General features: G+C 38.2%; 18 protein-coding genes and 1 pseudogene. 6 read left to right on the forward strand and 13 right to left on the reverse strand.

Features of this window, described 5'->3' with window-relative positions:
• Nucleotides 1-200: 200 nt before the first annotated feature.
• Nucleotides 201-566 carry a MerR family transcriptional regulator gene (locus tag ACQ7EO_RS20000; RefSeq protein WP_434278526.1) on the forward strand — a complete coding sequence of 122 codons (366 nt, stop codon included), beginning with the start codon at nucleotides 201-203 and terminating at the stop codon, nucleotides 564-566.
• Between the two features lie 12 nt (nucleotides 567-578).
• Here ACQ7EO_RS20000 and ACQ7EO_RS20005 read toward each other — a convergent pair whose 3' ends face one another.
• Together ACQ7EO_RS20005 and ACQ7EO_RS20010 are read right to left on the reverse strand one after the other, a co-directional pair.
• Complete coding sequence (locus tag ACQ7EO_RS20005) at nucleotides 579-1430, reverse strand: DKNYY domain-containing protein (protein WP_434278528.1); 852 nt, start codon at nucleotides 1428-1430, stop codon at nucleotides 579-581.
• A gap of 13 nt (nucleotides 1431-1443) precedes the next feature.
• A complete protein-coding gene (locus ACQ7EO_RS20010; RefSeq protein WP_004818529.1) occupies nucleotides 1444-2193 on the reverse strand; it encodes a hypothetical protein in 750 nt (249 codons plus the stop codon).
• 191 nt (nucleotides 2194-2384) lie between these two features.
• On the opposite strand from ACQ7EO_RS20010, the gene ACQ7EO_RS20015 reads away from it, so the two are divergent.
• The 3 genes from ACQ7EO_RS20015 to ACQ7EO_RS20025 all read left to right on the forward strand — a co-directional run bounded on the left by ACQ7EO_RS20015 (nucleotide 2385) and on the right by ACQ7EO_RS20025 (nucleotide 6771).
• Nucleotides 2385-3086: a DsbA family oxidoreductase gene (locus ACQ7EO_RS20015; RefSeq protein ID WP_004818526.1), complete on the forward strand. Its 702-nt coding sequence runs from the start codon at nucleotides 2385-2387 to the stop codon at nucleotides 3084-3086.
• Between the two features lie 1011 nt (nucleotides 3087-4097).
• Nucleotides 4098-5342, forward strand: coding sequence for a transposase (locus ACQ7EO_RS20020; RefSeq protein WP_244012863.1), 1245 nt, complete (start codon nucleotides 4098-4100; stop codon nucleotides 5340-5342).
• Nucleotides 5343-5625: 283 nt separating this feature from the next.
• On the forward strand, nucleotides 5626-6771 hold the full coding sequence (locus ACQ7EO_RS20025; protein ID WP_434278531.1) for a hypothetical protein: 1146 nt from the start codon (nucleotides 5626-5628) through the stop codon (nucleotides 6769-6771).
• 81 nt (nucleotides 6772-6852) lie between these two features.
• On the opposite strand, the gene ACQ7EO_RS20030 is transcribed toward ACQ7EO_RS20025, so the two are convergent.
• The 6 genes from ACQ7EO_RS20030 to ACQ7EO_RS20055 all read right to left on the reverse strand — a co-directional run bounded on the left by ACQ7EO_RS20030 (nucleotide 6853) and on the right by ACQ7EO_RS20055 (nucleotide 13288).
• The gene (locus tag ACQ7EO_RS20030; RefSeq protein ID WP_004818523.1) at nucleotides 6853-7221 is read right to left on the reverse strand and encodes a hypothetical protein; all 369 of its coding nucleotides are present in this window, start codon (nucleotides 7219-7221) and stop codon (nucleotides 6853-6855) included.
• Between the two features lie 102 nt (nucleotides 7222-7323).
• On the reverse strand, nucleotides 7324-9255 hold the full coding sequence (htpG, locus tag ACQ7EO_RS20035) for a molecular chaperone HtpG (protein ID WP_262084833.1): 1932 nt from the start codon (nucleotides 9253-9255) through the stop codon (nucleotides 7324-7326).
• Between the two features lie 92 nt (nucleotides 9256-9347).
• Nucleotides 9348-9689 carry a lysozyme inhibitor LprI family protein gene (locus tag ACQ7EO_RS20040; RefSeq protein WP_004818519.1) on the reverse strand — a complete coding sequence of 114 codons (342 nt, stop codon included), beginning with the start codon at nucleotides 9687-9689 and terminating at the stop codon, nucleotides 9348-9350.
• 167 nt (nucleotides 9690-9856) lie between these two features.
• Nucleotides 9857-10468 (reverse strand): OmpW/AlkL family protein, encoded by a 612-nt coding sequence (locus ACQ7EO_RS20045; protein ID WP_434278533.1) that lies wholly within the window; start codon nucleotides 10466-10468, stop codon nucleotides 9857-9859.
• A gap of 380 nt (nucleotides 10469-10848) precedes the next feature.
• Complete coding sequence (locus ACQ7EO_RS20050; protein WP_234623369.1) at nucleotides 10849-12267, reverse strand: Na+/H+ antiporter family protein; 1419 nt, start codon at nucleotides 12265-12267, stop codon at nucleotides 10849-10851.
• 145 nt (nucleotides 12268-12412) lie between these two features.
• Entirely contained in the window at nucleotides 12413-13288 is an 876-nt protein-coding gene (locus ACQ7EO_RS20055) for an alpha/beta fold hydrolase (protein ID WP_434279642.1), read from the reverse strand.
• A gap of 119 nt (nucleotides 13289-13407) precedes the next feature.
• Between ACQ7EO_RS20055 and ACQ7EO_RS20060 the strand changes: the two genes are divergently transcribed.
• Complete coding sequence (locus tag ACQ7EO_RS20060; RefSeq protein WP_004818511.1) at nucleotides 13408-13896, forward strand: PaaI family thioesterase; 489 nt, start codon at nucleotides 13408-13410, stop codon at nucleotides 13894-13896.
• A gap of 174 nt (nucleotides 13897-14070) precedes the next feature.
• Here the strand turns inward: ACQ7EO_RS20060 and ACQ7EO_RS20065 are convergent, their stop codons facing one another.
• Nucleotides 14071-14427, reverse strand: coding sequence for a hypothetical protein (locus ACQ7EO_RS20065; RefSeq protein ID WP_004718470.1), 357 nt, complete (start codon nucleotides 14425-14427; stop codon nucleotides 14071-14073).
• A gap of 392 nt (nucleotides 14428-14819) precedes the next feature.
• Nucleotides 14820-15383 (reverse strand): hypothetical protein, encoded by a 564-nt coding sequence (locus ACQ7EO_RS20070; protein ID WP_434278536.1) that lies wholly within the window; start codon nucleotides 15381-15383, stop codon nucleotides 14820-14822.
• 55 nt (nucleotides 15384-15438) lie between these two features.
• Between ACQ7EO_RS20070 and ACQ7EO_RS20075 the strand changes: the two are divergent.
• Nucleotides 15439-16051, forward strand: a pseudogene (locus ACQ7EO_RS20075) (IS3 family transposase); the annotation flags it as partial.
• A 20-nt stretch (nucleotides 16052-16071) separates the two neighbouring features.
• On the opposite strand, the gene ACQ7EO_RS20080 reads toward ACQ7EO_RS20075, so the two are convergent.
• From ACQ7EO_RS20080 to rpoB, 3 genes are all read right to left on the reverse strand, one after another.
• The gene (locus ACQ7EO_RS20080; protein ID WP_434278538.1) at nucleotides 16072-17997 is read right to left on the reverse strand and encodes a tetratricopeptide repeat protein; all 1926 of its coding nucleotides are present in this window, start codon (nucleotides 17995-17997) and stop codon (nucleotides 16072-16074) included.
• Between the two features lie 90 nt (nucleotides 17998-18087).
• Entirely contained in the window at nucleotides 18088-22281 is a 4194-nt protein-coding gene (gene rpoC, locus ACQ7EO_RS20085) for a DNA-directed RNA polymerase subunit beta' (RefSeq protein WP_004718473.1), read from the reverse strand.
• A 154-nt stretch (nucleotides 22282-22435) separates the two neighbouring features.
• Nucleotides 22436-26524: a DNA-directed RNA polymerase subunit beta gene (gene rpoB, locus ACQ7EO_RS20090; protein ID WP_004718475.1), complete on the reverse strand. Its 4089-nt coding sequence runs from the start codon at nucleotides 26522-26524 to the stop codon at nucleotides 22436-22438.
• Nucleotides 26525-26702: the final 178 nt, after the last annotated feature.

Consider the following 26702-nt stretch of genomic DNA (forward strand, 5'->3'; position numbering starts at 1 on the left):
AAATGATTCAATACATTTAATATTGTCTATTAAATAGGCTATAACAAATTATAGCGAGATTCACTAAAGCTCAGATAAACGGTAAATACTGTTAAAATTCTAAAATAAAGATTAAATAGGTTTTACTCATTCAACAGCTTGAATAGAGCCACCGATAAATTTTTTCCAACTGATCCGATTCAGTTTATAAGAGGTCGATTATGAATCTTGCTAAAGTTGCTGAGATAACTCAAGTCAGCCCGCGTATGCTCCGTTATTACGAAGAGCTAGGATTAATTCGTCCGCGACGAACAGCGAATCACTATCGAGATTATAATCAAGCAAACATCGAGGATATTCAAAAAATTAAAGTTCTCAATGATGCCGGCATGCATTTAAAAGACATTAAATTATTATTGCCATGTTTCGATTTGGGTGAGGAAAAACTTACCTTATGCCCAGTTGCCAAAGAGACATTAGAAATGGAGTTAAAACATATTTCAGAAAAATTAGCCAAACTCAAAAAATCTCAAAGCTTATTAGCATCTTTTTTAATGCAAGGAAAAGTTGAAGAAACCAAGCGCTAATCGAGATCAACCTCATTGAAGTGCTTTGGCCCGCTCTTTTTCTTCACTATTCATATCTTTCCAAGCTTTTCGATCATTCCAAAACCAATAGCCATTTTTATCCTGTGCAACACATCCCGCATCAGATTTGGTTTTAAAACTTGCATAATCTGCATCCTCAAGTTTGCCAAAACGTTCTTCATAAATATTGTGCTTGTCTTTTGCATAGCAATCTCCGAGCAACTCAAAGCTGCTGGCATCTGCACCCTCTAAAATAGAAAAACTGCCCCCATCCAGCATGCTAAAGTAACGATAAACATGCCGTTTATCTTTATACAAATTAGAAGGGTTTAACTGCTTAAAGCTCGCTAAATCTATAGTGTCATTCAAAGAAGGCCCATCTTCACCACCAAAACCCAAATGTTGATAAAAACGCTCACCCATGATCGACAGGCTTTTGCTCGGCAAAACATGTTCAGATAGAAATATGCTACAACGATTTGCATAAGGAAACTTTAACGCCAATTCTCGTTGAGGATTGATATATAAATTGTCCCGCACAAGGCTCCATTGCTGTTTTTCTTGCTCAGCATTTAAAGCCGCTCGCTTTTCCTCCACAACACATTGGTCATACTCAATTTGTTCAGCACATAAAATAGGAGCTAAGCCTAAAAAATGCTTCCATCCATAAACCTTTTTATCAGTATCGACATCCAGAATGGAATCTCGGTCAATTTGATAAATACCAAAATGATAACGATATAAAGCAACGCTTTTCAATCCTGCTGAACGAGAATTGGCGTCTGGTAGACATAGCCAATTCCACCCAGTAATAGCAGTATAGATATTGCAAAAAACAGCGATACTTTTATATTTTCCATTCATTTACTTCTAAAATTTACAAGGCTTCTTCTAATACTTCCGCATTTTGCTCTTTTTTCTGATTGATTTGGCTATTCAATTTCAGTACATCCTGAAATAACTGATTAAATTGTTTCACTTGAGCATCTTCCTTAAACAAAATTTGATTGCCCTGCTTCTGCCACTCATATTTTTTTAACAAATCAAACATGGTTTCAGCTTTACCTAAAATTTGTAGCTCATTTAAGATTAAGGTATTTTCAGGGTCAAGTTCAGCATTCTGTTCGAGCTTATCCTGTAATGGTTTTTTGAGGTCCTTGCGCAAATCTATTTTTTTTAATTCGTTTAAAGCCTCAATTTTATTTTGTCTATTTTTTTGCTGATATTGCTGCATCGCTTGTCGTACAGTCACCAGCATCTGTGTTGTTTCGACATAGTTCTGTTTACGGTCAGCATCCAAACGATTTACATCTAAAAAATGATCCCATTTGGCCGCTGCGAGCTGATTTAAATAAGTGTTTCGTGTATCAATATTCTTGGCCCAATATTTGAGTAAAAATTCGGACAAGGTTTTGTAATCACCTTTGAGCCGATTATCATGAATATCAATATTTACTGGTTTCGAGCGGTCTTGAGCTTGTTCAGAAAGTTGCCGCATTTTTTCAGTCATCACCAAATCAAATGCTTGGCGATTGGCTTCTTCATTCTTTACTGAAGTATGGTCATAGTAGAAAAATCCAATAACAGCCAGAAAAATGATACCGAAAACAATCAAAAGTCGACGCATACCAAGCTCCGAACATCCTTATAGATTACTTAGAATATCCTAAGCGACTCTTTTTTGTATATTAATTATGCAAAATAACAATAAATAACCTTTGCTGAATAAGCTTAAAATGAGCATCGCTTAAAAGTTTCACTTTAAATTTATGCAAACAAACCCCATCATAATCCAGAATTAGATTGTAGAGATTTCCCATGCGCGTAGATATTTGGTCAGATGTGGTTTGTCCTTTTTGCTATATCGGTAAAAAACGTTTAGAAGCTGCTGCTGAACAAGCAGGTATTGAGCTTGAAGTCCATTGGCACAGTTTTGAACTTGATCCTGAAGCACCTACGCGTCAAGAAGTCTCAAACTCTGAACGTCTTGCGCAAAAATATGGACGTAGCATCCCTGAAGTTGAAGATATGCAACGTAATATTGCAGCTATGGCGAAAGAAGAAGGCATCCAATTTAACTGGGAAAATGCCAACTCAGGAAATACCTTTAATGCGCATCGTATCATTCACCTTGCACAAAGTAAGGGTTTAGGTTCAGAAGCGGAAGAAGCTTTTTTCTATAGCTATATGACACAAGGTCTACCAATTGGTGAGCGTGAAACAATTGAAGATGTTGCATCTCGTATTGGTTTAAATCCAATAGAAGTTGATGATGTTCTAGACTCTGAAGAATATGCAGATTTTGTAAAATTCGATGAACAAGTTGCTCATGAACAATTAAAAGTAACAGGTGTACCATTCTTTGTCTTTGATCAACGTGTGGCTTTAGCGGGTGCTCAACCACGTGAAGTTTTTGTACAAGTGTTAGAAAAAGCCCTTGAAACTGCAAATGATGCTGAAATCGAACAACAGGATGGCCCTGTTTGTGCTGATGAGTCTTGTGAAGTTCCCAACAAATAAACTCAGCCAATGAAGAAATTCCTTGAAGGAATTTCTTCATTGTTCAATAACTATCATAATATTTAAGAAAGTGGCTAAAAAACCAACGCAAACAGATCATAAAAATATATTGAATGATTTCTATGCCTTATTTTTAATGGGTCATTTTTTAAAATTTTACGTGCCATTTTTGCAATACAGCGTTGCAGAAAAGGAACTATTCATCACCTTTTTCTTAGACTAAGATCTGTAAATATTTTTCGTTCCCACGAAATTCATGCGCTGTAGTTTCTTTTTTAATTTTCTTATTTTTTAAGACACAACACCTCCTTTTTTGGAGGTGTTTTTGTTTATGCCACAATAAAATCGGCCTTGAGGATAAAATTAAAGTTATCCACAACGGCGTATAATTTTTCTTCATTCTCGATTTACAAACGTGCATGGCAGTTATAGTCAAACCACCTAATTATTAATACAAGTGATTGATCAGAAATGAAGCTTATATTTTTGTATGAGCTTTTTAAAACTATTAGTTATCAATTCGTTTTTTGTGCTTTTGAATCATAGATGGTTATCCTATCGTGGGGTGACAGGGATATCGCTGTTGGGCGGGGGTATAGGACGTACCCCTCGCCCATGAGCAAAAACAAAGCACAGCTTTGTTTGCAGCGCAAGGTTTAGCATCGCCTACGCAAAAAGATTTAAACTTTGAATGTAAGGTGTGGCATTGCAAGCTTTTATAATCAAAAAATTTTCCATTCAATTGATTTTAATAAAAATATTAATTAAGAGAAATTATATTCTTTTGTGTAAATTTTTTGATAGATTGACTATATTAGGCTTCTTTCATAAGTCCTTTTAAAACTATAAATCAACATAAAATCCCCCTCATCCTAGCCTTCTCCCAGAGGGCATAGGTATCTACACAATTAAATCTATTTAAGTTAAATTGGAGAGCATGCTCTCCAATTTAACATTCCACACTTAGATAACCGATTAGTTAAACGCTACGGACGTCTTGTAAAACTTAATATGAATCCACTTGCTTCATTAGCTCCAGCGCTTAAAGATATTGCTTCTACCCAAAAGACTAGCTTTGCTACAACCCAAGCAGTTTGGCGTTTCTTAAATAACGAAAACGTTTCATTTCAACAACTCAATCAGCCTCTTCAAAAACTTGCGTTTGAACAAATCGCTCTATCGAATCACCACTATGCCTTAGTTGCTCATGATTGGTCTCAACTACAATATTTCAAACATAACAACAAGTTAAATAGATTCAAAAGAACACATGCAAGTGACAAAGGCTATGAATTACAAAGCAGTTTATTAATTGATGCTGAAACGGGTTTACCCATTGCACCATTAGATCAAACTTTATGTGATGCTACTGGACGTTATTCAACATTTACTGATGGGCATAAAATAAAAGAAACCCACTTAAATGCACTATGTGAACAAATCGAACATATTGAGTCTTTACCAATAGAAAAGAAACTCGTACATATTATTGATCGTGAAGGAGATTCAATTGCTCATCTTAGATTATTGAATCAACAAGAACATTTATTTCTTATTCGAGGTAAAGAAGGAAATCGTGTTGAATATCAAGGAGAAGATGTTAAGTTAAGGGAAGTGTCAGACCAAATACCAACTACACAAACCCATACAATTCAATATAAAGGGAATTGCGAACAACTCTATGTTGGTGAAACTCAAATCAGTATTACACGTAATGCAAGACCAATGCAGAAAGACGAAACGGGAAAAAGAGTTCCACCACAAAAGGGAAAGTCATTAACCGTTCGACTGATTGTAGTTGAAGTTAAAAATAAGCAAGGAAAATCACTTTCTCGTTGGAGCTTATTAAGTAATGTATCATCAGAAATTCCAAGTATAGAATTGGCAACTTGGTATTACTGGCGTTGGAAAATAGAAAACTATTTTAAGTTGTTAAAACAGGCGGGCCATGACATTGAGTCATGGCTACAAACAACTCCGCAAGCGATATTAAGACGACTCTTAATTGCAAGTATGGCATGTGTGTTAACTTGGCGAATACAGCGAGAAAATGATGAGAAAAATTCAAGAGTTAGAGTCTTTCTAACACGTCTATCAGGAAGGCAACAAAAAAGAGGAACAAGGGAAAGTGCTCCTGCAATTTTGGCTGGTCTGTCAATATTACTGAATACACTACAATTATTATCTGAACATTCGGTGGATGACCTTAAGCTGATTGCTGAAATTGCATTAGAGTCTCTACAAAAAGATGTGTAGATACCAATGCCCAGAGGGAGAAGGAACTTTCAATACGCAAAAGAATTTTTAGCTTAAAAGCTTTACTACAATTGAGCTTTGTATAATAAAAGCACTTATCTATTCAAAAACAGCTTAAGTCGCGCTTTGATTCGCGATATCGCTGATAGAATGCACTTCATTTTAAATAAATTTATGTTTTTTGTACTTAAAATAGCGATTTCATTGAAATTCAGTGTTTTTTTAAGGCATAGTTATACTGAAAATTAAAAACTGAATGACTCAAAGTTTAAGAAGTGGGCATATGAATAAAATATCAATCTTCTCGAAACTACCTTATGTCTTAATATTAGGCGGTTTTTTTGGGAACGCTGCATTTGCAGAAGTAAATAGCAGTCTTGAAGCGAATGCTAAAACGGGGAAAGTTGATCAGCAACCTTCTTTAGCCACCACCAAAGAAAATGAGATCGGCTTGCTCAACTATATTCCAAAAATTGTTGACTCAACACCGACCATTTTCCCAGAGCAATCTGATCAGGTTATTGTTCCCCCAACAAATGCGACAGAAGATCAAACCTGGGCCGACAAAAAGCAGAAAAAAATTAGCAACTGGGCAGACCGCACAGCCAATAAAATGGACAACTGGTTTGGAAAAACTGATCCAGCACATCCAGCATCAGCAACGTTGCGGATCATTGTTGATAATCAATGGAATAAACATGATGGTTATGATGTCAATCCACGTATCCGAGGAAAAGTAAAATTACCCACACTTGAAAACCGTTTAAGTGTGGTGTTTGGTGATGATTCATTAGATGATGAAATTTCCAATAATATCGCGATCAATAATAATCATGCTGATGGTGATCCAGATAAACGCGTGGATGGTAAACAAATCCGTGATGATAACAGCTCGATTGCTTTACGTTGGTCACAGCTTTCTAAACGCTTACCTTTTGACTTAGATGCAGACCTTGGTATTCGTTCAGGCGATGATATTTATGCACGTTTAAAGGCCCAAAAGGATTGGAAACTGGGGAATGATTTTACTTTTCACGCGGAACAAATTTATCGCTATGGCATCGACAGTGAAAACTATTTGAGAACCAACTTAGAGCTAACCCATGCTCGCCCCAATCAACCCTTTATTTCTAACCAATTCTATGTGACGTATGCAGATGAACAAGACGATGATTTAACTTGGGATAACCGTACTTATCGTCAACATCAGTTCTTTAAAAACAATCGCTTTAACTACGGTATCTATACTGGCGGTTATTATAATAATAATGACCTTAAGCTCAACAGTTGGGGGCCTTTCGTGTCTTGGCGACAACCTGTTTGGCGTGAATGGTTTTACGTACAAGGCGATTTAAATTATTTTAATGATCGTCGTGAAGATCGTAGCCATTTCCCAAGTGCTTTGGTCCGTTTAGAAGCGTTATTTTAAACATCAGCTGAATCTTTAAGCTGAACTGTGGATAAGTTTCGACTTATCCACTGATGTTGATAAAACGCCTGCCACATCCTTTTAATTCAATGAGGCAATTGAAAACAATTCAAAAGTAAAACTATAAGCGGGACCAAAGTCGCTAGAATTTGGCATATACATTGTTTCGTAAGTCATTCGCCCAATCGCCCTAACTTCTTTATCGACTAAAGCATCGTCTATTTTAAGGCTTGGATGTACTGCTATCGGTAACGCCATTCCCCCTTTCCCATCGCTAGCTGCAAGTTCATACTTCTGACCATTTTTTTTCAATATACCAATCACAGCAGCCTGTGTGTTTTGTCGTAAGAACATGGCGTTATGTACTGAAAGATCTGTAGTATTTGCATTACGCTTTTCAACAGGTGGAAGTTCATATGCCATCACTACTGTTGTAGCTAAACTGAGCAATACAGAATATCCTATACTTTGAATTGTTTTAAATTTATTCATTTAATCTTATTGATAAAAAAGCCTATCTCTAAGATAGGCTCTGTTAAAACAAATGACGACTTATTTAAGCAATAAATTGTTAATACGTTTTACATATTCTGCAGGATCATCAGGTAAACCACCCTCAGCAATTACGGCCTGATCAAAGATCACATTGGCTAAATCATCAAACTGGGCTGAACCTTCCAATTTTTTCACTAAAGGATGTTCTGGGTTAATTTCCAGAATTGGCTTAGATTCAGGTACAGCCTGACCCGCTTGTTTTAACATACGAATCAATTGCGGCGAAAGCTCACCATCACTGGTCACTAGACATGCTGGTGAGTCCACCAAACGCGTTGTCACACGCACTTCTTTGGTCTTGGCTTTTAATGAATCAGAGAGTTTTTCAACCACAGGTTTAAACTGTTCTGCGGCAGCTTCAAGTGCTTTTTTCTCTTCTGCATCTTGTAAATCACCAAGATCAACTGCACCCTTTGCGACATTTTGCATAGGTGTGCCATCAAAGTCATGCACAAACTCCATCGCCCATTCATCAACACGGTCTGCCATAAGCAAAACTTCAATGTCTTTTTTACGGAACAATTCGAGTTGTGGTGAGTTTTTCGCAGCCGCTAAGCTATCGGCGGTCACATAATAGATGGCTTTTTGCCCTTCTTTCATGCGTGCTTTATACGCTTCCAATGATGTTGATACTTCATCATTGTTCGAAGTAGAGAAGCGTAAAAGTTTTAGAATACGTTCACGATTACCAAAGTCTTCACCTAAACCTTCCTTGATTACTGAACCAAATTCAGCATAGAAGGTTTTAAATTTGTCTTGGTCAGCCTGATCTTCTGATTTTGCTAAAGCATCCAATGTTGTCAATACACGACGTGCATTTCCTTCACGGATAGTTTTCACATCACGGCTTTCTTGTAAAATCTCACGGCTTACGTTAAGCGGCAGATCAGCACTATCCACCACACCTTGTACAAAACGTAGATAATTTGGAATCAGATTGTCTGCATCATCCATAATAAATACACGTTTTACATAAAGTTTAATGCCTGCTTTCGCTTCACGCGTGAAAATATTACTTGGTGCTTTACTTGGAATATAAAGCAATTGGGTATATTCAGTACTGCCTTCAACTCGGTTATGTGCCCAAGCCAATGGCGCATCAAAGTCATGCGTTAAATTCTTATAGAATTCTACATACTGCTCTTCAGTAATTTCGCCTTTGCTACGTGTCCACAAAGCACTTGCTGAGTTAATCGCTTCCCATTCATCTGTTTTAACATAATGACCTGGTTTTTTCTCTTCACCTTCAGCAGCTTCTTCTTCCTGCCAAACTTCCTTCTGCATTTCGATAGGTAAGCTGATATGGTCAGAATATTTATTGATAATTTGTTTAACTTTATAAGATTCTAAATAATCCAGCGCATCATCACGCAAATGCAAAATAATCGACGTTCCACGTGAAGCCTTCTCAATTTGTTCAACTTCAAAGTCACCCGTACCGCCACTGATCCAACGTACACCTTCTGATGCATCTAAACCTGCACGGCGAGATTCAACGGTAATTTTATCAGCAACGATAAAACCAGAATAAAAACCTACACCAAACTGACCAATCAGTTGCGCATCTGCTTTTTGATCACCAGATAACTTTGACATAAAGTCTTTAGTGCCCGATTTAGCAATCGTTCCTAAGTTATCAATTGCTTCTTGTTGGCTTAAACCAATACCATTGTCTGAGATGGTGATTGTTTTGGCATCTTTATCTAAGCTTACACGAACATGTAAGTCTGGATCATTCTCATAATATTCAGGATGATTAATTCCTTCAAAACGTAACTTATCACATGCATCTGAAGCATTTGAAATCAGCTCGCGTAGGAAAATTTCAGGGTTAGAATAAAGCGAATGCGTCACTAAATGTAAAAGCTGAGCCACTTCTGCTTGAAAGCTATGCTTTTTTGAACTGTGTTGTACGTTCTGTTCACTCATAAAATCACTCCGTAAATTCATAACGCTTTTTTATTGAATGCATTAGAAATGGAGTGGTTTAAGCATATTTCAATAGGCAAATTTAATTTTTTTTAAAATGGGCCTTGTTGATAAACTCGATTCATATAAATCTCTAGTTTTTGCTGACGCATCTGATACGCATCGGTTAAACAACGCAGATTGTCCTGACATTGATTGCGCAGTTGTAACCATTTCACTTGCTGATCCTGTATCACACCCCGTGTTCCCATTGGAACGAGTTTACGGATAATGGTATAGGTGGTCGCCATTTTGACATCTGCATCGTTTAAACTGCGATGCTCACAAATGGCATGTTCGCTTTTGGTCTGAGCATGCTCACAATTAAAACTTGCAGCATTGGCTATAGTGCTGCTACTTAACCCTACAAATATTATAAAAATTAAATTTTTCATATCATGTCAAAGTCTTATTGATGTTCTGATAGATTAAATGGATTTAATCAGCGCTTATATAGCTAAAAATAACTATTTTTTATTGCTTCTTGTTTCAATATATAAGGCTCTGTAAAAATAAAAAAAACTCGGTAAATTTACCGAGTTTTTATGATTCTAAAGCGAACTTAGAATCTATAGCTATAACCCAAAGTATAGATAACTGGATCAATATCTAAATCAAATTTTGCAGCAGTGGTATTACCCGCTTTAACAGTCACTTCTGGGCTTAATTGAGCATAACGGGCATCAAAGAAAACACCCCAGTTTTTTGCATCAGCAGGTTGGAAGTTAAAACCGATTTGACCTGCAAAACCAAAATCATCTTTAACTTTAACCTTAGTACCCGCCAATGCTCCAGATGATTCCTCATTCCATGCAAGGAATGCTGTACCACCCACACCAATATACGGTGTAAAACGTGTAGAGTTTTTAAAGTTATATTTAAACGTTACAGTTGGTGGTAAGTGTTTAAGGTTAACTGCTTTTTCACCATCTAATTTCACATCGTGGCTAATTGGTGTCGCCAATAAAACTTCCGCAGAGAAAGGTGTTTCACCAAAGATATATTCTACAGAAGGCGTAAAAGCATATTCATGGTCTGCTTTCACAGTACCAACACCAGCAACTTTGGTGTCTTGTGTTGGTGCAATCACCGAACCACCAACTTTGACTTGCCAATCTGCAAATGAAGCAGAAGAAATTGCCATTAATGCAATAAGAGCAGTTTGCTTTAACATTATAAATACCCCAGCGTTGTTATTAACAAACATTAAACATAGGTATTAATAATATTGCAACATTTATTTAAATCAAAAATTATTATATATTTTCAAACAATTGTTATATAAGTAAATTTATTTTAATCATATCAATATAGTTGGTTTTTAAATCCAACTTAATTAATCAAGATTATTTAATTAAAACCAAGTATTTTAATCAAGTTAATATTATCTATTGGTTAGTTATTTTAAATAAATCAAATCACAGCTATTATTTTATTTTTTCAATATTTATAGTAAATTTCCTGCAAATACAAGTTATTTTAGACCAAATAACCATAAAAAAAGGAGATTCATCAATCATTTAATGAATCTCCTTATGTCTGATCAGTACCGACTTATAAAACCATCGCAGCAATCCAACCAAACACCAATAATGGAATATTAAAATGAATAAATGTTGGAACAACCGTATCCCAAATATGATCATGTTGCCCATCTACACCCAAACCAGCCGTAGGTCCCAAGGTCGAATCTGAAGCTGGTGAACCCGCATCTCCTAGTGCTGCCGCAGTACCAATTAAGGCAACAGTTGCAAGTGGAGAGAAGCCGAATTGTACACATAAAGGAACATAAATGACTGCAAGTACAGGCACACTTGAAAATGATGAACCAATTCCGATCGTTACAAATAAACCAATAAATAACATCAAGAAAGCAGCCAACGCTTTATTGTCACCAATCAAATGTACAACACCGTTAACCAACTGATTAATGTCCCCAGTATGGGTCATCACAGATGCAAAACCCGCGGCAGAGATCATAATAAAACCGACCAATGCCATCATACGCATCCCTTGTACAAAAACATCATCCGCTTCTTGCCATTTAAAAATCCCTGCGGCAGAAAGAACAGAGAATCCAACCAATCCACCAAGAATCATCGAGCCTGAATACAATTGAGAGATCAGGGTTAAAATGATTGCCAGCAATGCCATAACAATAGTTTTCTTGGCAATCACAGGGGCTTCTTGCTTGGCAGCTTGCTCTAAGGCAATCCCATCAGCTTTTAATACTTCAACATTTACCGCACGAAGTGGTTTATCTAAATCAATCGTGGTAATTGGTGCAACATTACGATCAACATAAATACGCGGTTTACGATAACTGACAAAAACGGCAAATAAAGTACCAATCACCATACCCAATACAGGAATAGCCATTCCCATAGGCATCATGCTTCTTTCAACATGCAAATGATAAGCAGCGCCAATTTTGTTGATATTCCCCATCAGAATTTGTTCAAGAAAAATTGCACCAAAGCCTACAGGCAAGAAGATATATGTGCCGACTAAACCTAAGGTCAGTACACATGCTGCGGCACGACGGTCGAGTTTCAAGTGATTCATCACTTTTAATAGCGGTGGAACAAGTACAGGAATAAAAGCAATATGCACAGGGATTAAGTTTTGTGAACAAATCGCGGCAATCAGTAAAATACCCAATAATAAGAATTTTACTTTGGTTGCTTGTTTCTGCGTGGCTTCCATACCGAGTAAGCCAATCAGTTTATAGGCCAATAAATCGGGCAAGCCTGACTTTGAAAGTGCCAAAGCGAAAGCGCCTAATACCGCATATGCCAAGGCAACTTCTGCACCATCACCTAAGCCCGCATTAAATGCTGTAACTGTATCTGACAGACTTAAACCTGCAACCAACCCACCTATAATTGCTGAAATAACCAATGTTAAAACAACAGAAACTCGTGCCAGTGACAAGATAAACATCACGGCAATCGCAATAACGACAGCATTCATGGAGAAATTTACGAAAATTTGAAAGCCGATATTTTATCAGATTCACTACAATGAAGCTGTAATTTAGTCGAACTGGTCATAAAATGAATAGGCCATGTGAAAACATGGCCTATTCTTACAAGAACTAATCATCACTTTGAGTAAATCAACTCTCACTATTTTTGAGTGCAAATTCTTGAATATATTGTGCAATTTCTTGTGGTTGGCTAAGTATCGCCCAATGGTTTGCATCAACTTCTACACGTTCAAAATCTGTTGCCCATTTAGGCACTTCATCAATCAATTCTGGGCTTACAAATTTATCTCTTAACAATACAACCGCCTGCACAGGACATACTGCATAACGCTCACGTGGTCGAGTTAAACGTGGTAGAAAGTTAGCACGGTATAGCCCAATACCATGTTCACCATCTTTAGCAATATTTTGGTTTAACGGTAAGCCTTTCTTTTTCTCAAGTTGCGTTAAAATTGCGCCCCAGCGTTGTGGACTAAAGAAATGCCAAACGGTCGGTGCAAGAAATGGTAACTGGAATGCGACGATATACCAAGATTTAAATAACTGCTTAAAAAATTTAGGCTTTTCATGTAGAAACTGTTCACGCATCCAAAAAGCAGCGTGATCTAAACAAGGTCCAGACATGGTAGTATAAGACAAAATACGATTTTTAAATTTAGGTTCCGTCACAGATTCCCACGACTGAATCGAGCCCCAGTCATGCGCTGCAAGATGAAAACTACGATTGGGCAGTAGCTCATTTACCACACACTCTAAATCCAGAGATAAGCGTGCTAAAGCATAATCACGAATTCGTTTCGGTACAGAAGACTGTCCTGCCCCACGCACATCATAAGTAATGATGTAAAATTTTGAGATCAATTGTTCAATAATCGGTTCCCAAACTTCCTGATTATCAGGATAGCCATGCACCAAAACCAATGCAGGGTTTTCAGCATTACCCCATGTTTTTGCATAAAGTTTTTGCTTATCTTGTGTGGATATCCAATAAGTTTGCACTTGCATTGAGTCACCTTTTATTGTTTTACCATTGGCTGTGATTTCGTAGTAGAGGGCATTTGGATCAATGCCACATTCCATTCAGTTCTTTATTATGGTTTAAAAATCGATAACTAGAATTGACCATGAATGCGCTAATCAAAAAACTACAGACAATCCCATTTGTTTCCAAATTTATGTTGAATCATTTTTCTCCATATAAAGGTGCAGGGATTGAAATCGAAAAAATTGATCTAAAAAACTATCATGTTCGGGTCAAAATGCCACTGACACACAGCAATCAAAATATTGTTGGTGTGCACTTTGGCGGTAGTTTGTATTCAATGGTTGATCCATTTTATATGCTTCTTTTAATGCATCATCTGGGTCCGAAATATATGGTTTGGGATAAAACCGCAAGCATCAACTTCCTTTCCCCTGGACGTAGTACGGTTTATGCAGATATTCGTTTAGATGCGATTGAAATTGAACATGTCAAAGATTTAGCTGAAAACTATAGTCCAGTCTATCGTAACTATACCGTGAATATTTTTGATGATTCTGGCTTAAGAATTGCTGAGGTACAAAAAACCGTATATATCCGTCGTAAAAACCCACACCCCTTAAAACGCTAAACAAGATTTAAATCAGTCTTACTAAAACGAAATATCCATAGATGCAACAAGAGTGCTGAAATGGTCAGATCTTTTACATTAGATTTGAAAATAGGAATAAAAAAATAAGCGCATCACGTAATCAACAATGCTAATACGTTGCGCTTATTTTTATTGAGTCTTGGGTTCAGACGCTTACTTATTTTGCTCAATAGCAGCACCTGCACCACCACCGATCGCGCCACCAATTGCAGCACCGGCATCACCGCCAAGAACACCCTTACCAAGGACTGAGCCAATACCCGCACCGATACCACTATAGGTTGCATTGCGATTTGAACCATTGTTGGCTTTGCTTCCTACAGCTGCACCACCGCCTGCACCAACAGCAGCACCAACGCCATTACCTGCATGATTACCTACACCGCCACCAACAGCACCACCAAGGGCCGCTGAAGCAATACGCTTATCGTTTGCTGACATGTTTTCACAACCTGTAAGCATCACAATAGGTAAACTCACACACATCATAGTCATTACTATTTTTTTCATGTTATTCATCCTTTCTATCTGAACTTACAAATGCAATTGATTAAGACTGATTTTATGAAAACACTAATTTATGGATTAAATTAAATTTTCATGTTGCCATTTGTAGTCTTTGATTATCAAAGATGCACAATCGAATTTAAATAACATTCATGTTAATAAGAAATTATTAAGTCGCTTTCATAAAGCAAAAGATGATCATGTTGAGTGAATTATATTGGTATTGAAAGTCCCTTCTCGCTTTGGAATAAGGCTAGGATGAGGGAAATTTCATGTTGATTTATCGTTTTAAAAAGCGTTATGAAAAAAGCCTATCTTTGAGCAATCACTTTCTAGTTAAATATTTAAAAACAATAGGTTAATCATCAAATAACTCATATTGAATCTTAATTTTTTTATTTAAATTTTTCTTTGAGAAAACGATAACTTGCATAAACAAGCATCAAGATTGCTAGCTGGCTGAATACCAAGAAAAGCATAAAAAAGAGTTCAGTAAAGACAACGCCAAGTTGATAGTGATACAAGGATTGGAATAAATAGCCATTTCGACCTAAACCTATGGTCATATCTTGTTGAGCGAAATGCCATTGCATCATCGAAAAACTAAACCAGATAAACCCAAGAATACATACAACTATAAGCACCGCATCCCACAACTTAAACTGCGCTGTCTGGAGCGTTGTTTGAGGTGTAGTTTGACGCCCTTCTTGCCAAATCATGCAAAATAAAAAAACGGCCCAAATGCTGCTCAATAGCGAAAAATATGCAGTCACCGATACCGTATAAAAAGCCAAGGGACCAAACCTTCCCGTTTGAATCTTTAATTTTTCTGTGATGAATTGAAATACATCGTGCTGCCAATTCATTTCTGGCTGAGCTGGTAAAAACATCAACAAACAGACGGGAACGAACATGACTGCCAGTAAAACTATCCATATATTTCTAATTTTAATTGCCATTTTTAATGTTTGTGACTGAGATCTACTCAGTATATAAAAAAAGACGCCCTAAGGCGCATATCATAAGACAACGAATAGTCATCATCGTTTTCACAAGCATCCTAACTTGATTAAGTTTGGAATTGAGCAAGTGATACCGCAGAAACCGGAGCAGCTCTGGGTTGCAGATATAACCTATCTTCCACTAGAAACAGGAGAGGCCTATCTGAGTCTAATAACCGATGCTTGGTCTAGAAAAATAGTGGGTTATCATGTAGATGACAATTTAGGTGCAGAAGCTGTTAGCCAAGCATATATCAAAGCATTAAATGAACGTAAAGCCCCACAATCCTCATTGATTCATCATTCAGATCGAGGTATCCAATATTGTTCAAAGAAATATCAGGAATTACATCAAAAACATAATATTCGATGTTCTATGACAGATGGATATCTTACGAAACAGTGTTTCTCATATCAAAATGCTTTAGCTGAAAGAGTGAATGGTATATTGAAGAATGAATATTTACTTCATAAACCAAAGAGCCTTGAAGACGCTAAACGAATGGTTGCAGAGTCCATAAAAATTTATAATATTCGTAGACCGCATATGTCACTAAAATACAAAACGCCCGATGAAGTTCATCGAGCGATTGTGTGAAATAAGTGTCAACCTATTTCAGGACTAGACAAAATTAATATAGATATTTTATCTCAATGGATTATGAGAAATTTTTATCTTAACTTCATGCTCAGTTCGTTGTTTTTTCCTTGCATGAGAACATAAATATTCAAACATATTTTTTTCATGCTGAGCATGAGGTCCTAAATATATTTTTTTCAAATGTTTTACTACATCTTGACCATAACCAATGTAAAAGCGTTTGAGCTTTTCATCATATTGAATATATTCATCATCCCATTGAGTTACATAAACCACACGGCACTCTTGTTCTTCTTTAAAAGCCATATGCTTAATCAGAAATCTAAGAGGTAATAATATTTCAGCTAAAAGCTCAGCTTCATTGGAATATTTCTTTATGTCTTCAGAAATTTTTTGATAAAGTGGCTGAATCAATTCTTCAAGTTTCTGAAACTCCCCCCTAACTTTATCACGTAATTTTTTAATATCCTTTAAATAATTTTCCCATTTATCGCTCTTTGAGCTTTTCGCTTCTCTACAGAAAGTCCATTCTTCTCGGTGTGAAATTTCAATTAATTTTGAGTCTGGATCAATATAAATACAGCGATATAATGGTAACTTTTCTATAACTTTACTATTCGAACTTTCAACTACAGAGCTAGTTTCAATATTTTTATTATTCTTATCAACTTCACCAAACTCAATGATTTCCGAAGAGGAGCTATTGGTGTTTTGAAGTCGGATATTTGAGAAGCTATTCTCTTGCTCAAAAAACTGTTCTGTTAAAATCAGACTCAAACCACTTCCTTCCTTTTGGTCTTCTTTACCATATAGTCGGAACTGATTTAATGAATCGTGATGTAATGTAAAACAGCCCATAAAAGCTTGATCATTTGTTGTTATCAAATCAGAAGAAATACTTAGAAAATTATTTAATATTTCCCCTTCAGTAGGATCATTCATTAAATCAATCGTATTCAATCTCATTTTCGAACTATTATAATGACCACAAATATTGTTAGCTATCAATAACTTTGCAACAGATGGCGATGTATAATGAGCAATTAAATCTTCATTCTTATTTTTTATAATTAAAGAGTTTAATAAAGAGTCAACTTTTTTAAATATTTCAAATAGTTTTCTTGATGATTCTTTTTCAATATTCAAAATTTTCCTTATCAAATATTTTTTATAAATTAGCTTAAGATACCATACTGAATTTTCAGAAACATTACCCCAATACTTTAAAATTTCATCTAAGTTAGAATTTTTAGAACAATATTCTAGGTCACCTAATTTATAATGAGCTCTATCATATGCCTCTGCTAAATCCTCCTGCTTTATATTTTGATATGCTTGTTTTGCTTCATCTAATCGATTTAACTTTATTAGTAAACTACCTAAATTAAACTGTGCACTAGCATATGCTTCCTTTGAGTCTTCTCTCTCCACTCTTTTATAAGCTTGCTCTGCTTCTTCTAATCTTTCATCATTTTTTGTTAATAAATTACCTAGATTGAATTGTGCTTTAGCATATGCTTCTTTTGAATCTTCTCGTCCCACCTCTTTATAAGCATGTTCTGCTTCGGCTTGTTTATCGTGGAAAAAATCAGCCAATAAACATCCTAAATTCAATCGAGCTTTTACATATGATACAGCACGATCTTCTCTTAAGACATTTTCGTATGCTTGCTTTGCTTCTTCTAATTTATTCCTGTGTTTAAATAAATTAGCTAAATTCAATTGAGCGCTGGCATATGACTGAGCGTGGTCTTCTCTTAAGACATTTTTATACGCTTGTTCTGCCTCCATAAACCCCTTTTGATTATTAAATAAGAAACCCAAAATATATTGAGATTTAGCATAAAGTTCTTTCAAGTCATCAGAAGTTTTTTTTATTTGTGAAAATAATCTAATTGCATTATCAATTTGGTCATTTTCATATGCTTCCCATGCCTGCTTGTAAATCTTCGTTGCTTCTACTAAATTCATTTGTCACGTCTTAAAATAAATGTAATTTAAAAGAAGTATACAAAAAAAGACGCCCTAAGGCGTCTTCTTCATTTCAAAAGCTGTTTAAACTTAGAAAGAATCTTCGTTTAAAGCTTGAGAGAATGCTTGATCAACTTCAGAGAAGTCATTTACAAGCTCATGCTCTGCAGCTTCTGCTTCTTGACGACGACGTTCTAAGTGGTATGCAAGACCAGTACCTGCTGGAATCAAGCGACCTACAACAACGTTTTCTTTCAAGCCACGTAAATCATCTTCTTTACCTGTTACAGCCGCTTCAGTTAACACACGTGTTGTTTCCTGGAACGATGCAGCAGAGATGAACGAGTCAGTAGAAAGCGATGCTTTGGTAATACCCATCAATTGACGTTCATACTTCGCAGGGAACTTGTTCTGAGCCAATACCGCTTGGTTTTCGCCCACAACGCGGATGTAATCCACTTGTTCGCCTTTGATAAAGCTTGTATCGCCACCGTCGGTAATGTCAACTTTACGCAACATTTGACGAACGATTACTTCGATATGCTTATCGTTGATTTTTACACCTTGTAAGCGGTAAACGTCTTGAACTTCGTTCACGATGTAGTTGGTTAATGCAACTTCACCTTTCAAACGCAAGATGTCATGTGGGTTTTGTGGACCATCAGAAATGGTTTCACCACGGTTCACATGCTCACCTTCAAACACGTTAATGGTACGCCATTTTGGAATCAACTCTTCATAAATTTCAGAGCCATCATCTGGGGTAATCACTAAACGGTTCTTACCTTTGGTTTCTTTACCAAAGCTTACAACACCTGAGATTTCAGCAAGAATTGCATGTTCTTTCGGCTTACGTGCTTCGAACAAGTCAGCTACACGCGGCAGACCACCAGTAATATCACGAGTACGTGAAGTTTCTTGTGGTACACGACCAATAACGTCACCAACACCGATCGTCTCACCATCACGAACAGTCACGATCGTGTTTTGTGGCAAGAAGTAGAACTGTTCGCCGCCATCGGTTGTATCCAACACGATTGCAGGACGCAAATCTTTACCAGAAGCAGGACGTGCTGTTACAGGTAAAATTTCAACAGTGGTCATACCCGTTGCATCATCAGTTTTCGATGTTGCAGTTACGCCATCCGAAATTTGGCTGAAGCGTGCTTTACCAGCAACTTCTGTAACCAATGGATGTGTATGCGGATCCCAAGTTGCAACAATACCGCCGCCTTCTACAGGTTGACCATCTTTAATCAAGATAGACGCACCGTATGGAAGTTTATAACGCTCACGTTCGCGACCTAAATCATCAGCGATACCGATTTCACCTGAACGTGAAACAGACACCAAGTGACCTTTGGCATGTTGAACAGTTTTAACGTTATGGAAACGAACTGTACCTTTGTTACGTACTTGTACGCTATTTGCAGCAGACGTTCGGCTTGCAGCACCACCTACGTGGAATGTACGCATGGTTAACTGTGTACCAGGTTCACCAATTGATTGCGCAGCCATAACACCGACAGATTCACCTGGATTTACCAAGTGACCACGCGCCAAGTCACGACCATAACATTTAGCACATACACCGAAAGTCGAAGCACAGTTTACAACTGAACGTACTTTAACTTCATCGACACCCGCATCTTCAAGATACGCAGCGATTTTCTCGTCAATCAATGTGTTACGTGGAAGCACAACTTCATCTGAACCCGCTTTTTTCACGTCTTCAGCAGTTACACGTCCTAATACACGTACACTTAATGGCTCAATGACATCGCCACCTTGAATGAACGGAGTCATTACAAGACCTTCCAGCGTACCACAATCTGGCTCAGTAATAACCAAGTCTTGCGCAACGTCAACTAGACGACGTGTCAAGTAACCAGAGTTTGCTGTTTTAAGTGCTGTATCGGCCAAACCTTTACGCGCACCATGTGTTGAAATGAAGTACTGAAGTACTGTCAAACCTTCACGGAAGTTTGCTTTAATCGGTGTTTCAATGATCGAACCATCTGGTTTCGCCATCAAACCACGCATACCTGCAAGCTGACGGATCTGAGCTGCCGAACCACGGGCACCAGAGTCAGACATCATGTAGATACTGTTGAATGATTTTTGCTTCTCGTCTTCACCCTGTTTGTTTTTAACAGTCGTGAATGACAAGTTGTCCATCATCGCTTTGGCAACTTGGTCGTTAGTACGCGCCCAAATATCGACAACTTTGTTGTAACGCTCACCCGCAGTTACGAAACCTTGCTCGAATTGTTGTTCAATTTCACGAACTTCAACTTCTGCTTTTTCGATAATTGCTTGTTTTTGTGGCGGAATCAACATGTCTTCCATACCCACAGAAACACCAGAACGTGTTGCTTGACGGAAGCCCAAGTACATCAATTGGTCAGCAAAGATAACTGTATCTTTCAAACCTAATTTACGGTAGCAAGAGTTAATCAACTTAGAGATGTTCTTTTTAGTCATCTCAACGTTGATTTGTTGGAAATCCATACCTTCAGGAACAACTTCCCAAAGTAAGCAACGACCAGGTGTCGTATCTACAACAATAGTTTGATGCTCACGGTTACCGTTTTCATCAATCACTGTTTGGTGTACACGTGCTTTTACACGCGCATGTAAGTCAACTTGACCTGTTGCAAGTGCACGGTTTACTTCGTGAGTATCCGCAAACACCATGCCTTCACCTTTGGCATTGATTGCATCACGTGTGATGTAATACAAGCCCAAGACAACGTCCTGAGAAGGTACGATGATCGGCTCACCGTTGGCAGGTGACAAGATGTTGTTGGTCGACATCATTAACGCACGAGCTTCTAATTGAGCTTCAAGTGTTAATGGAACGTGAACCGCCATTTGGTCACCATCGAAGTCGGCGTTAAACGCAGCACAAACGAGTGGGTGTAAACGGATCGCTTTACCTTCAATTAGAATAGGTTCAAATGCTTGAAGACCTAAACGGTGAAGTGTTGGCGCACGGTTCAACATCACTGGATGTTGACGAATTACAGATGCAAGAACGTCCCAAACTTCAGGAGTTTCACGCTCAACCATTTTCTTCGCAGCTTTAATGGTTGTTGCTTGGCCAGAAGCTTGTAGCTTAGCAAAGATAAACGGCTTGAATAATTCAAGTGCCATTTTCTTCGGAAGACCACATTGGTGTAAACGTAAAGTTGGACCTACAGTAATTACCGAACGACCAGAGTAGTCAACACGCTTACCAAGTAAGTTTTGACGGAAACGGCCTTGCTTACCTTTGATCATATCTGCCAAAGATTTAAGCGGACGTTTGTTCGAACCGGTAATTGCACGACCACGACGACCATTGTCCAATAACGCATCTACAGACTCTTGTAACATACGTTTTTCGTTACGTACGATAATGTCTGGTGCAGCAAGGTCAAGAAGACGTTTTAAACGGTTGTTACGGTTGATCACACGACGATAAAGATCGTTCAAGTCAGAAGTCGCAAAACGACCACCTTCAAGCGGTACCAACGGACGAAGATCAGGTGGAAGTACTGGAAGTACATTCATCACCATCCATTCTGGCTTGTTGTTCGACTCTTTGAACGCTTCCATCAACTTCAAACGTTTAGAGGCTTTTTTAAGCTTCGTTTCTGAAGTTGTGTTTGGAATTTCTTCACGTAAACGAGAAATTTCAGCTTCAAGATCGATGTCTTTCAACAAATCTTGAACTGCTTCTGCACCCATTTTCGCGCTGAATTCGTCACCATGTTCTTCTAACGCAGTGAAGTATTCTTCATCGTTAAGAAGTTGGTACTTTTCCATTGGCGTCATGCCAGGATCAGTAACCACATAAGATTCGAAGTACAATACACGTTCGATATCACGTAAAGTCATATCAAGTAATAAACCGATACGGCTTGGTAATGATTTCAAGAACCAAATATGCGCAACTGGAGAAGCAAGCTCGATGTGACCCATACGCTCACGACGAACTTTTGCAGTTGTTACTTCAACGCCACATTTTTCACAAATGACGCCTTTATATTTCATACGCTTGTATTTACCACACAAGCATTCGTAATCTTTTACTGGACCAAAGATTTTGGCACAGAATAAACCATCACGTTCTGGTTTAAACGTACGATAGTTAATGGTTTCTGGCTTTTTAACTTCACCGTGAGACCATGACTTAATCATTTCTGGTGACGCAAGACCAATACGGATACGGTCAAACTCTACTGGAGCGTGACCATCTGAATCCGTCTTTTTGCGCATGATATCGAGCAAGTCTTTCAATTTTTTTCTCCGTGTGTCGAAGCGCTTTTCAGGCTACGACTGGGTCACAAATATTGTTTTTTCACTGAATTTTAATCCCCCTTGATCCCCCTTTTTCTAAGGGGGAAAGTCCCTCTTTCATAAAGAGGGATTTAGGGAGATTCAATGGTGAAGTTTAGTCACCATTTTTCAGTTCAATGTTGATACCTAAAGAACGGATCTCTTTGGTCAATACGTTAAACGATTCAGGCATACCCGGATCCATATAATGGTTACCATCTACGATGTTCTTATAGATGCGAGTACGACCTTCAACGTCATCCGACTTCACAGTAAGCATTTCTTGAAGTGTATAAGCAGCACCATAAGCTTCTAGTGCCCAGACTTCCATCTCACCGAAACGCTGACCACCGAATTGTGCTTTACCACCAAGCGGTTGTTGAGTTACAAGTGAATAAGAACCAGTAGAACGTGCATGCATCTTGTCATCAACCAAATGGTTCAACTTGAGCATGTACATATAACCAACAGTTACTGGGCGGTCAAAACGCTCACCTGTACGTCCGTCATACAATACTGTTTGACCTGTACGTGAGATACCACCAAGCTCAAGTAACTCTTTGATCTGACTTTCTTCTGCACCATCAAATACTGGCGTAGCTAAAGGAACACCTTTACGCAAGTTACCTGATAACACCAAGATTTCTTCATCAGTTAAGCTATCAAGATCTTCTTGCTCGCCACCAACTTTGTTATAAATCTTGTCTAAGAAATCACGAAGCTCAAGAACGGTACGTTGCTCTTTCATCATCTTGTCGATCTTATCGCCAAGACCTTTTGCAGCCATACCTAAGTGAGTTTCAAGAATCTGACCCACGTTCATACGTGATGGTACACCCAATGGGTTAAGTACGACATCAACTGGAACACCATGGATATCATGCGGCATGTCTTCAACAGGCAAGATGTTTGATACAACACCTTTGTTACCGTGACGACCCGCCATCTTATCACCAGGCTGGATACGACGTTTTACAGCTAAGTAAACTTTAACAACTTTCAAGACACCTGTTGTAAGCTCATCACCTGTAGAAAGTTTGCGTTTTTTCTCAGCAAATTTCTCATCAATCTCGTAGCTCTTCTCTTTCAAGAACACTTGAATTTGAGTTAAGCGTTCAGCGATGCCTTCATCTGTTGGTTGAACTTCTAAAAGATCAACAAGCTCTAAACCAGACAATACATCTTCAGATAGCTTATCACCGCGCTTGGTCGTACCGCCGCCATTCGACTCTTGGCCTTTTAACAAACGGATAATACGTTCACGAGCAGCTTCTTCGAAGATTTTGAATTCTTCTTTCAAGTCTTTACGATAAGCATCAAGTTGCGCTTTCTCAATCGCTTGAGCACGTTCATCTTTCTCGATACCGTCACGTGTAAACACTTGAACGTCGATGACTGTACCTTTAACGCTTGAAGAAACACGTAAAGATGAATCTTTAACGTCTGCCGCTTTCTCACCAAAGATTGCACGAAGTAATTTTTCTTCAGGGGTTAATTGTGTTTCACCTTTAGGTGTCACTTTACCAACAAGAATATCACCCGCTGCAACTTCAGCACCGATATAAACAATACCTGATTCATCAAGTTTAGATAACGCTGCTTCACCTACGTTAGGAATATCGGCAGTGATTTCTTCCGCACCTAACTTCGTATCACGCGCAACACATGATAATTCTTGAATATGAATTGACGTTAAACGATCTTCTTGAAGAACACGTTCAGATAATAAAATCGAGTCTTCGTAGTTATAACCGTTCCAAGTCATGAACGCGACACGCATGTTCTGACCCAATGCTAATTCACCACCATCAGTTGATGGACCATCAGCAAGAACGTCACCACGGCCGACTTTATCGCCCATGCTCACAAGCACTTTTTGGTTAATACATGTGTTTTGGTTTGAACGCGTGTATTTGATCAAGTTGTAGATATCTACACCTGCTTCACCCGCGATCATTTCATCTTCGTTGACACGAATAACCACACGTGATGCATCTACAAACTCAATGCGTCCGCCACGTTTCGCGATCACACATACACCAGAGTCGTGCGCTACGTTTGCTTCCATGCCGGTACCCACAAGTGGTTTATCAGCAAGCAATGTAGGAACAGCCTGACGTTGCATGTTTGAACCCATCAATGCACGGTTGGCATCATCGTGTTCAAGGAATGGAATAAGTGATGCAGCGACAGATACAACCTGTTGAGCAGATACATCCATATGCGTCACTTTTTCAGGTGGCATACGAACGAAGTCACCTTGGTGACGTACTGAAACGAAGTCTTCTGTTAAATGTCCATCTTTATCCAATGCAGAATCGGCCTGTGCAATAACAGTACCTACTTCTTCAATTGCAGATAAATATTCAACATCATCTGTTACACGACCATCAACAACGCGACGGTATGGTGTTTCCAAGAAACCGAAGTTGTTCGCTTTTGCATAAACAGAAAGCGAGTTGATCAAACCAATGTTTGGTCCTTCAGGAGTTTCAATTGGACATACACGACCATAGTGAGTTTGATGTACGTCACGTACTTCAAAGCCCGCACGTTCACGTGTCAAACCACCAGGCCCAAGCGCAGATACACGACGTTTGTGTGTAATTTCTGACAACGGGTTGTTTTGATCCATAAACTGTGACAATTGGCTTGAACCAAAGAATTCTTTGATTGCAGCAGCAACTGGTTTCGCATTGATCAAATCTTGTGGAGACAAGTTATCTGTTTCAGCTTGGTTTAAACGCTCTTTAACAGCACGTTCAACACGAACTAAACCAACACGGAATTGGTTTTCTGTCATTTCACCAACAGAACGTACGCGACGGTTACCCAAGTGATCGATATCATCGACTTCACCTTTACCGTTACGAATTTCTACCAGTGTTTTCAGTACATCAATGATGTCATCGTTAGAAAGAATACCTTCTACTTCACGAGACTTCTGATCTGTACCTACTTCGTAAGGACGACCCAAACGACGGTTAAACTTCATACGGCCCACAGGCGATAAATCATAGCGCTCTGTAGAGAAGAATAAGTTATTGAATAAGTTTTCAGCTGCTTCTTTCGTTGGTGGCTCACCTGGACGCATCACTTTGTAGATTTCTACAAGTGCTTCTTCACGACCAGATGTTGTATCTGCACGTAAGGTGTCAGCAACAAAAGAACCACGATCGATGTCATTGGTGAACAGGATATTAAATTGTTTAATACCACCTTCAGCAATTCTGACCAAAATCTCATGACTTAATACAGTGTTAGCAGTAATTACTTCACCGTCTTTAAGTACGATATCTTCAGCAGTAATACGCTCATACAAATATTCATCTGGAACTGGAAGTTTAGTTAAACCAGCAGCTTCCATTTGACGTACATGGCGAGCATTAATACGTTTACCTTGTTCAACAATGGCTTTACCATCATTGTCCACGATATCAAATTGAGCCATTTCACCACGAAGACGTTCAGGCACAAGGTCAATCTGATAGCTACCCATATCAAGATATACAGGTACTTTTTCGTAGAACATATTCAGAATTTGTTCATTGCTATAGCTCAATGCACGTAACACAACAGTCGCAAGCAATTTACGACGACGGTCAATACGTACAAAGACTAAATCTTTAGCATCAAACTCAAAATCTAACCATGAACCACGATAAGGAATAATACGTGCTGAATAAAGCACTTTACCGCTTGAATGCGTTTTACCTTTATCATGGTCAAAGAATACGCCTGGTGAACGGTGTAATTGAGATACGATTACACGCTCAGTACCATTGATCACAAAGGTACCATTCTCAGTCATGAGTGGCATTTCACCCATGTACACTTCTTGTTCACGTACGTCTTTAATAGATTTCGTTTCACGATCTTTGATGATCAAACGAATTTTAACGCGCATTGGTGCCGCAAAGGTTGAACCACGAAGAATACATTCGCGAACATCAAACTCTGGTTTACCAAGACTATACTCAACGAATTCTAAAGCAGCATTGCCCGAATAACTTTCAATAGGAAAAACTGAACGAAATGCAGCTTGGAGACCGATATCTTCGCGATTTTTTGGTGTTTTGCCGTCTTGCAAGAATGTTCTGTACGAGTCGACTTGAATCGAGAGCAGGTACGGAGCATGCATGACTTGGGGCAATTTACCAAAATTCTTACGGATCCGTTTCTTTTCGGTATATGAGTATGCCATCTGGAGTCCTCGGAAAGTAAACTAAGTCCGCCTGCAGAACGAACTTAGAAGGAATTACGCAGGTCGATATGACCACCACTTTTATACAAATGCTGCAAATTTCAGTGGTACAAAACGCTTAGCAATATTTTTAAAATGGAAAAATATTGGTAAGCGTTTGATTGTGTTTATTTATTTT

The organism is Acinetobacter sp. CE-15, assembly GCF_051059255.1.
Taxonomy (GTDB): Bacteria; Pseudomonadota; Gammaproteobacteria; order Pseudomonadales; family Moraxellaceae; genus Acinetobacter; species Acinetobacter guillouiae.

What these genes read in the sequence shown, in the direction of transcription:
- ACQ7EO_RS20015 (WP_004818526.1), top strand. Translation starts at nt 2,385, where the DNA reads ATGCGCGTAGATATTTGGTCAGATGTGGTTTGTCCTTTTTGCTATATC.
- ACQ7EO_RS20040 (WP_004818519.1), bottom strand. Translation starts at nt 9,689, where the DNA reads ATGAAAAATTTAATTTTTATAATATTTGTAGGGTTAAGTAGCAGCACT.
- ACQ7EO_RS20025 (WP_434278531.1), top strand. Translation starts at nt 5,626, where the DNA reads ATGAATAAAATATCAATCTTCTCGAAACTACCTTATGTCTTAATATTA.
- ACQ7EO_RS20005 (WP_434278528.1), bottom strand. Translation starts at nt 1,430, where the DNA reads ATGAATGGAAAATATAAAAGTATCGCTGTTTTTTGCAATATCTATACT.
- ACQ7EO_RS20000 (WP_434278526.1), top strand. Translation starts at nt 201, where the DNA reads ATGAATCTTGCTAAAGTTGCTGAGATAACTCAAGTCAGCCCGCGTATG.
- ACQ7EO_RS20050 (WP_234623369.1), bottom strand. Translation starts at nt 12,267, where the DNA reads ATGAATGCTGTCGTTATTGCGATTGCCGTGATGTTTATCTTGTCACTG.
- htpG (WP_262084833.1), bottom strand. Translation starts at nt 9,255, where the DNA reads ATGAGTGAACAGAACGTACAACACAGTTCAAAAAAGCATAGCTTTCAA.
- ACQ7EO_RS20070 (WP_434278536.1), bottom strand. Translation starts at nt 15,383, where the DNA reads ATGGCAATTAAAATTAGAAATATATGGATAGTTTTACTGGCAGTCATG.
- ACQ7EO_RS20055 (WP_434279642.1), bottom strand. Translation starts at nt 13,288, where the DNA reads ATGCAAGTGCAAACTTATTGGATATCCACACAAGATAAGCAAAAACTT.
- rpoB (WP_004718475.1), bottom strand. Translation starts at nt 26,524, where the DNA reads ATGGCATACTCATATACCGAAAAGAAACGGATCCGTAAGAATTTTGGT.
- ACQ7EO_RS20010 (WP_004818529.1), bottom strand. Translation starts at nt 2,193, where the DNA reads ATGCGTCGACTTTTGATTGTTTTCGGTATCATTTTTCTGGCTGTTATT.
- ACQ7EO_RS20080 (WP_434278538.1), bottom strand. Translation starts at nt 17,997, where the DNA reads ATGAATTTAGTAGAAGCAACGAAGATTTACAAGCAGGCATGGGAAGCA.
- ACQ7EO_RS20060 (WP_004818511.1), top strand. Translation starts at nt 13,408, where the DNA reads ATGAATGCGCTAATCAAAAAACTACAGACAATCCCATTTGTTTCCAAA.
- ACQ7EO_RS20020 (WP_244012863.1), top strand. Translation starts at nt 4,098, where the DNA reads ATGAATCCACTTGCTTCATTAGCTCCAGCGCTTAAAGATATTGCTTCT.
- ACQ7EO_RS20045 (WP_434278533.1), bottom strand. Translation starts at nt 10,468, where the DNA reads ATGTTAAAGCAAACTGCTCTTATTGCATTAATGGCAATTTCTTCTGCT.
- ACQ7EO_RS20065 (WP_004718470.1), bottom strand. Translation starts at nt 14,427, where the DNA reads ATGAAAAAAATAGTAATGACTATGATGTGTGTGAGTTTACCTATTGTG.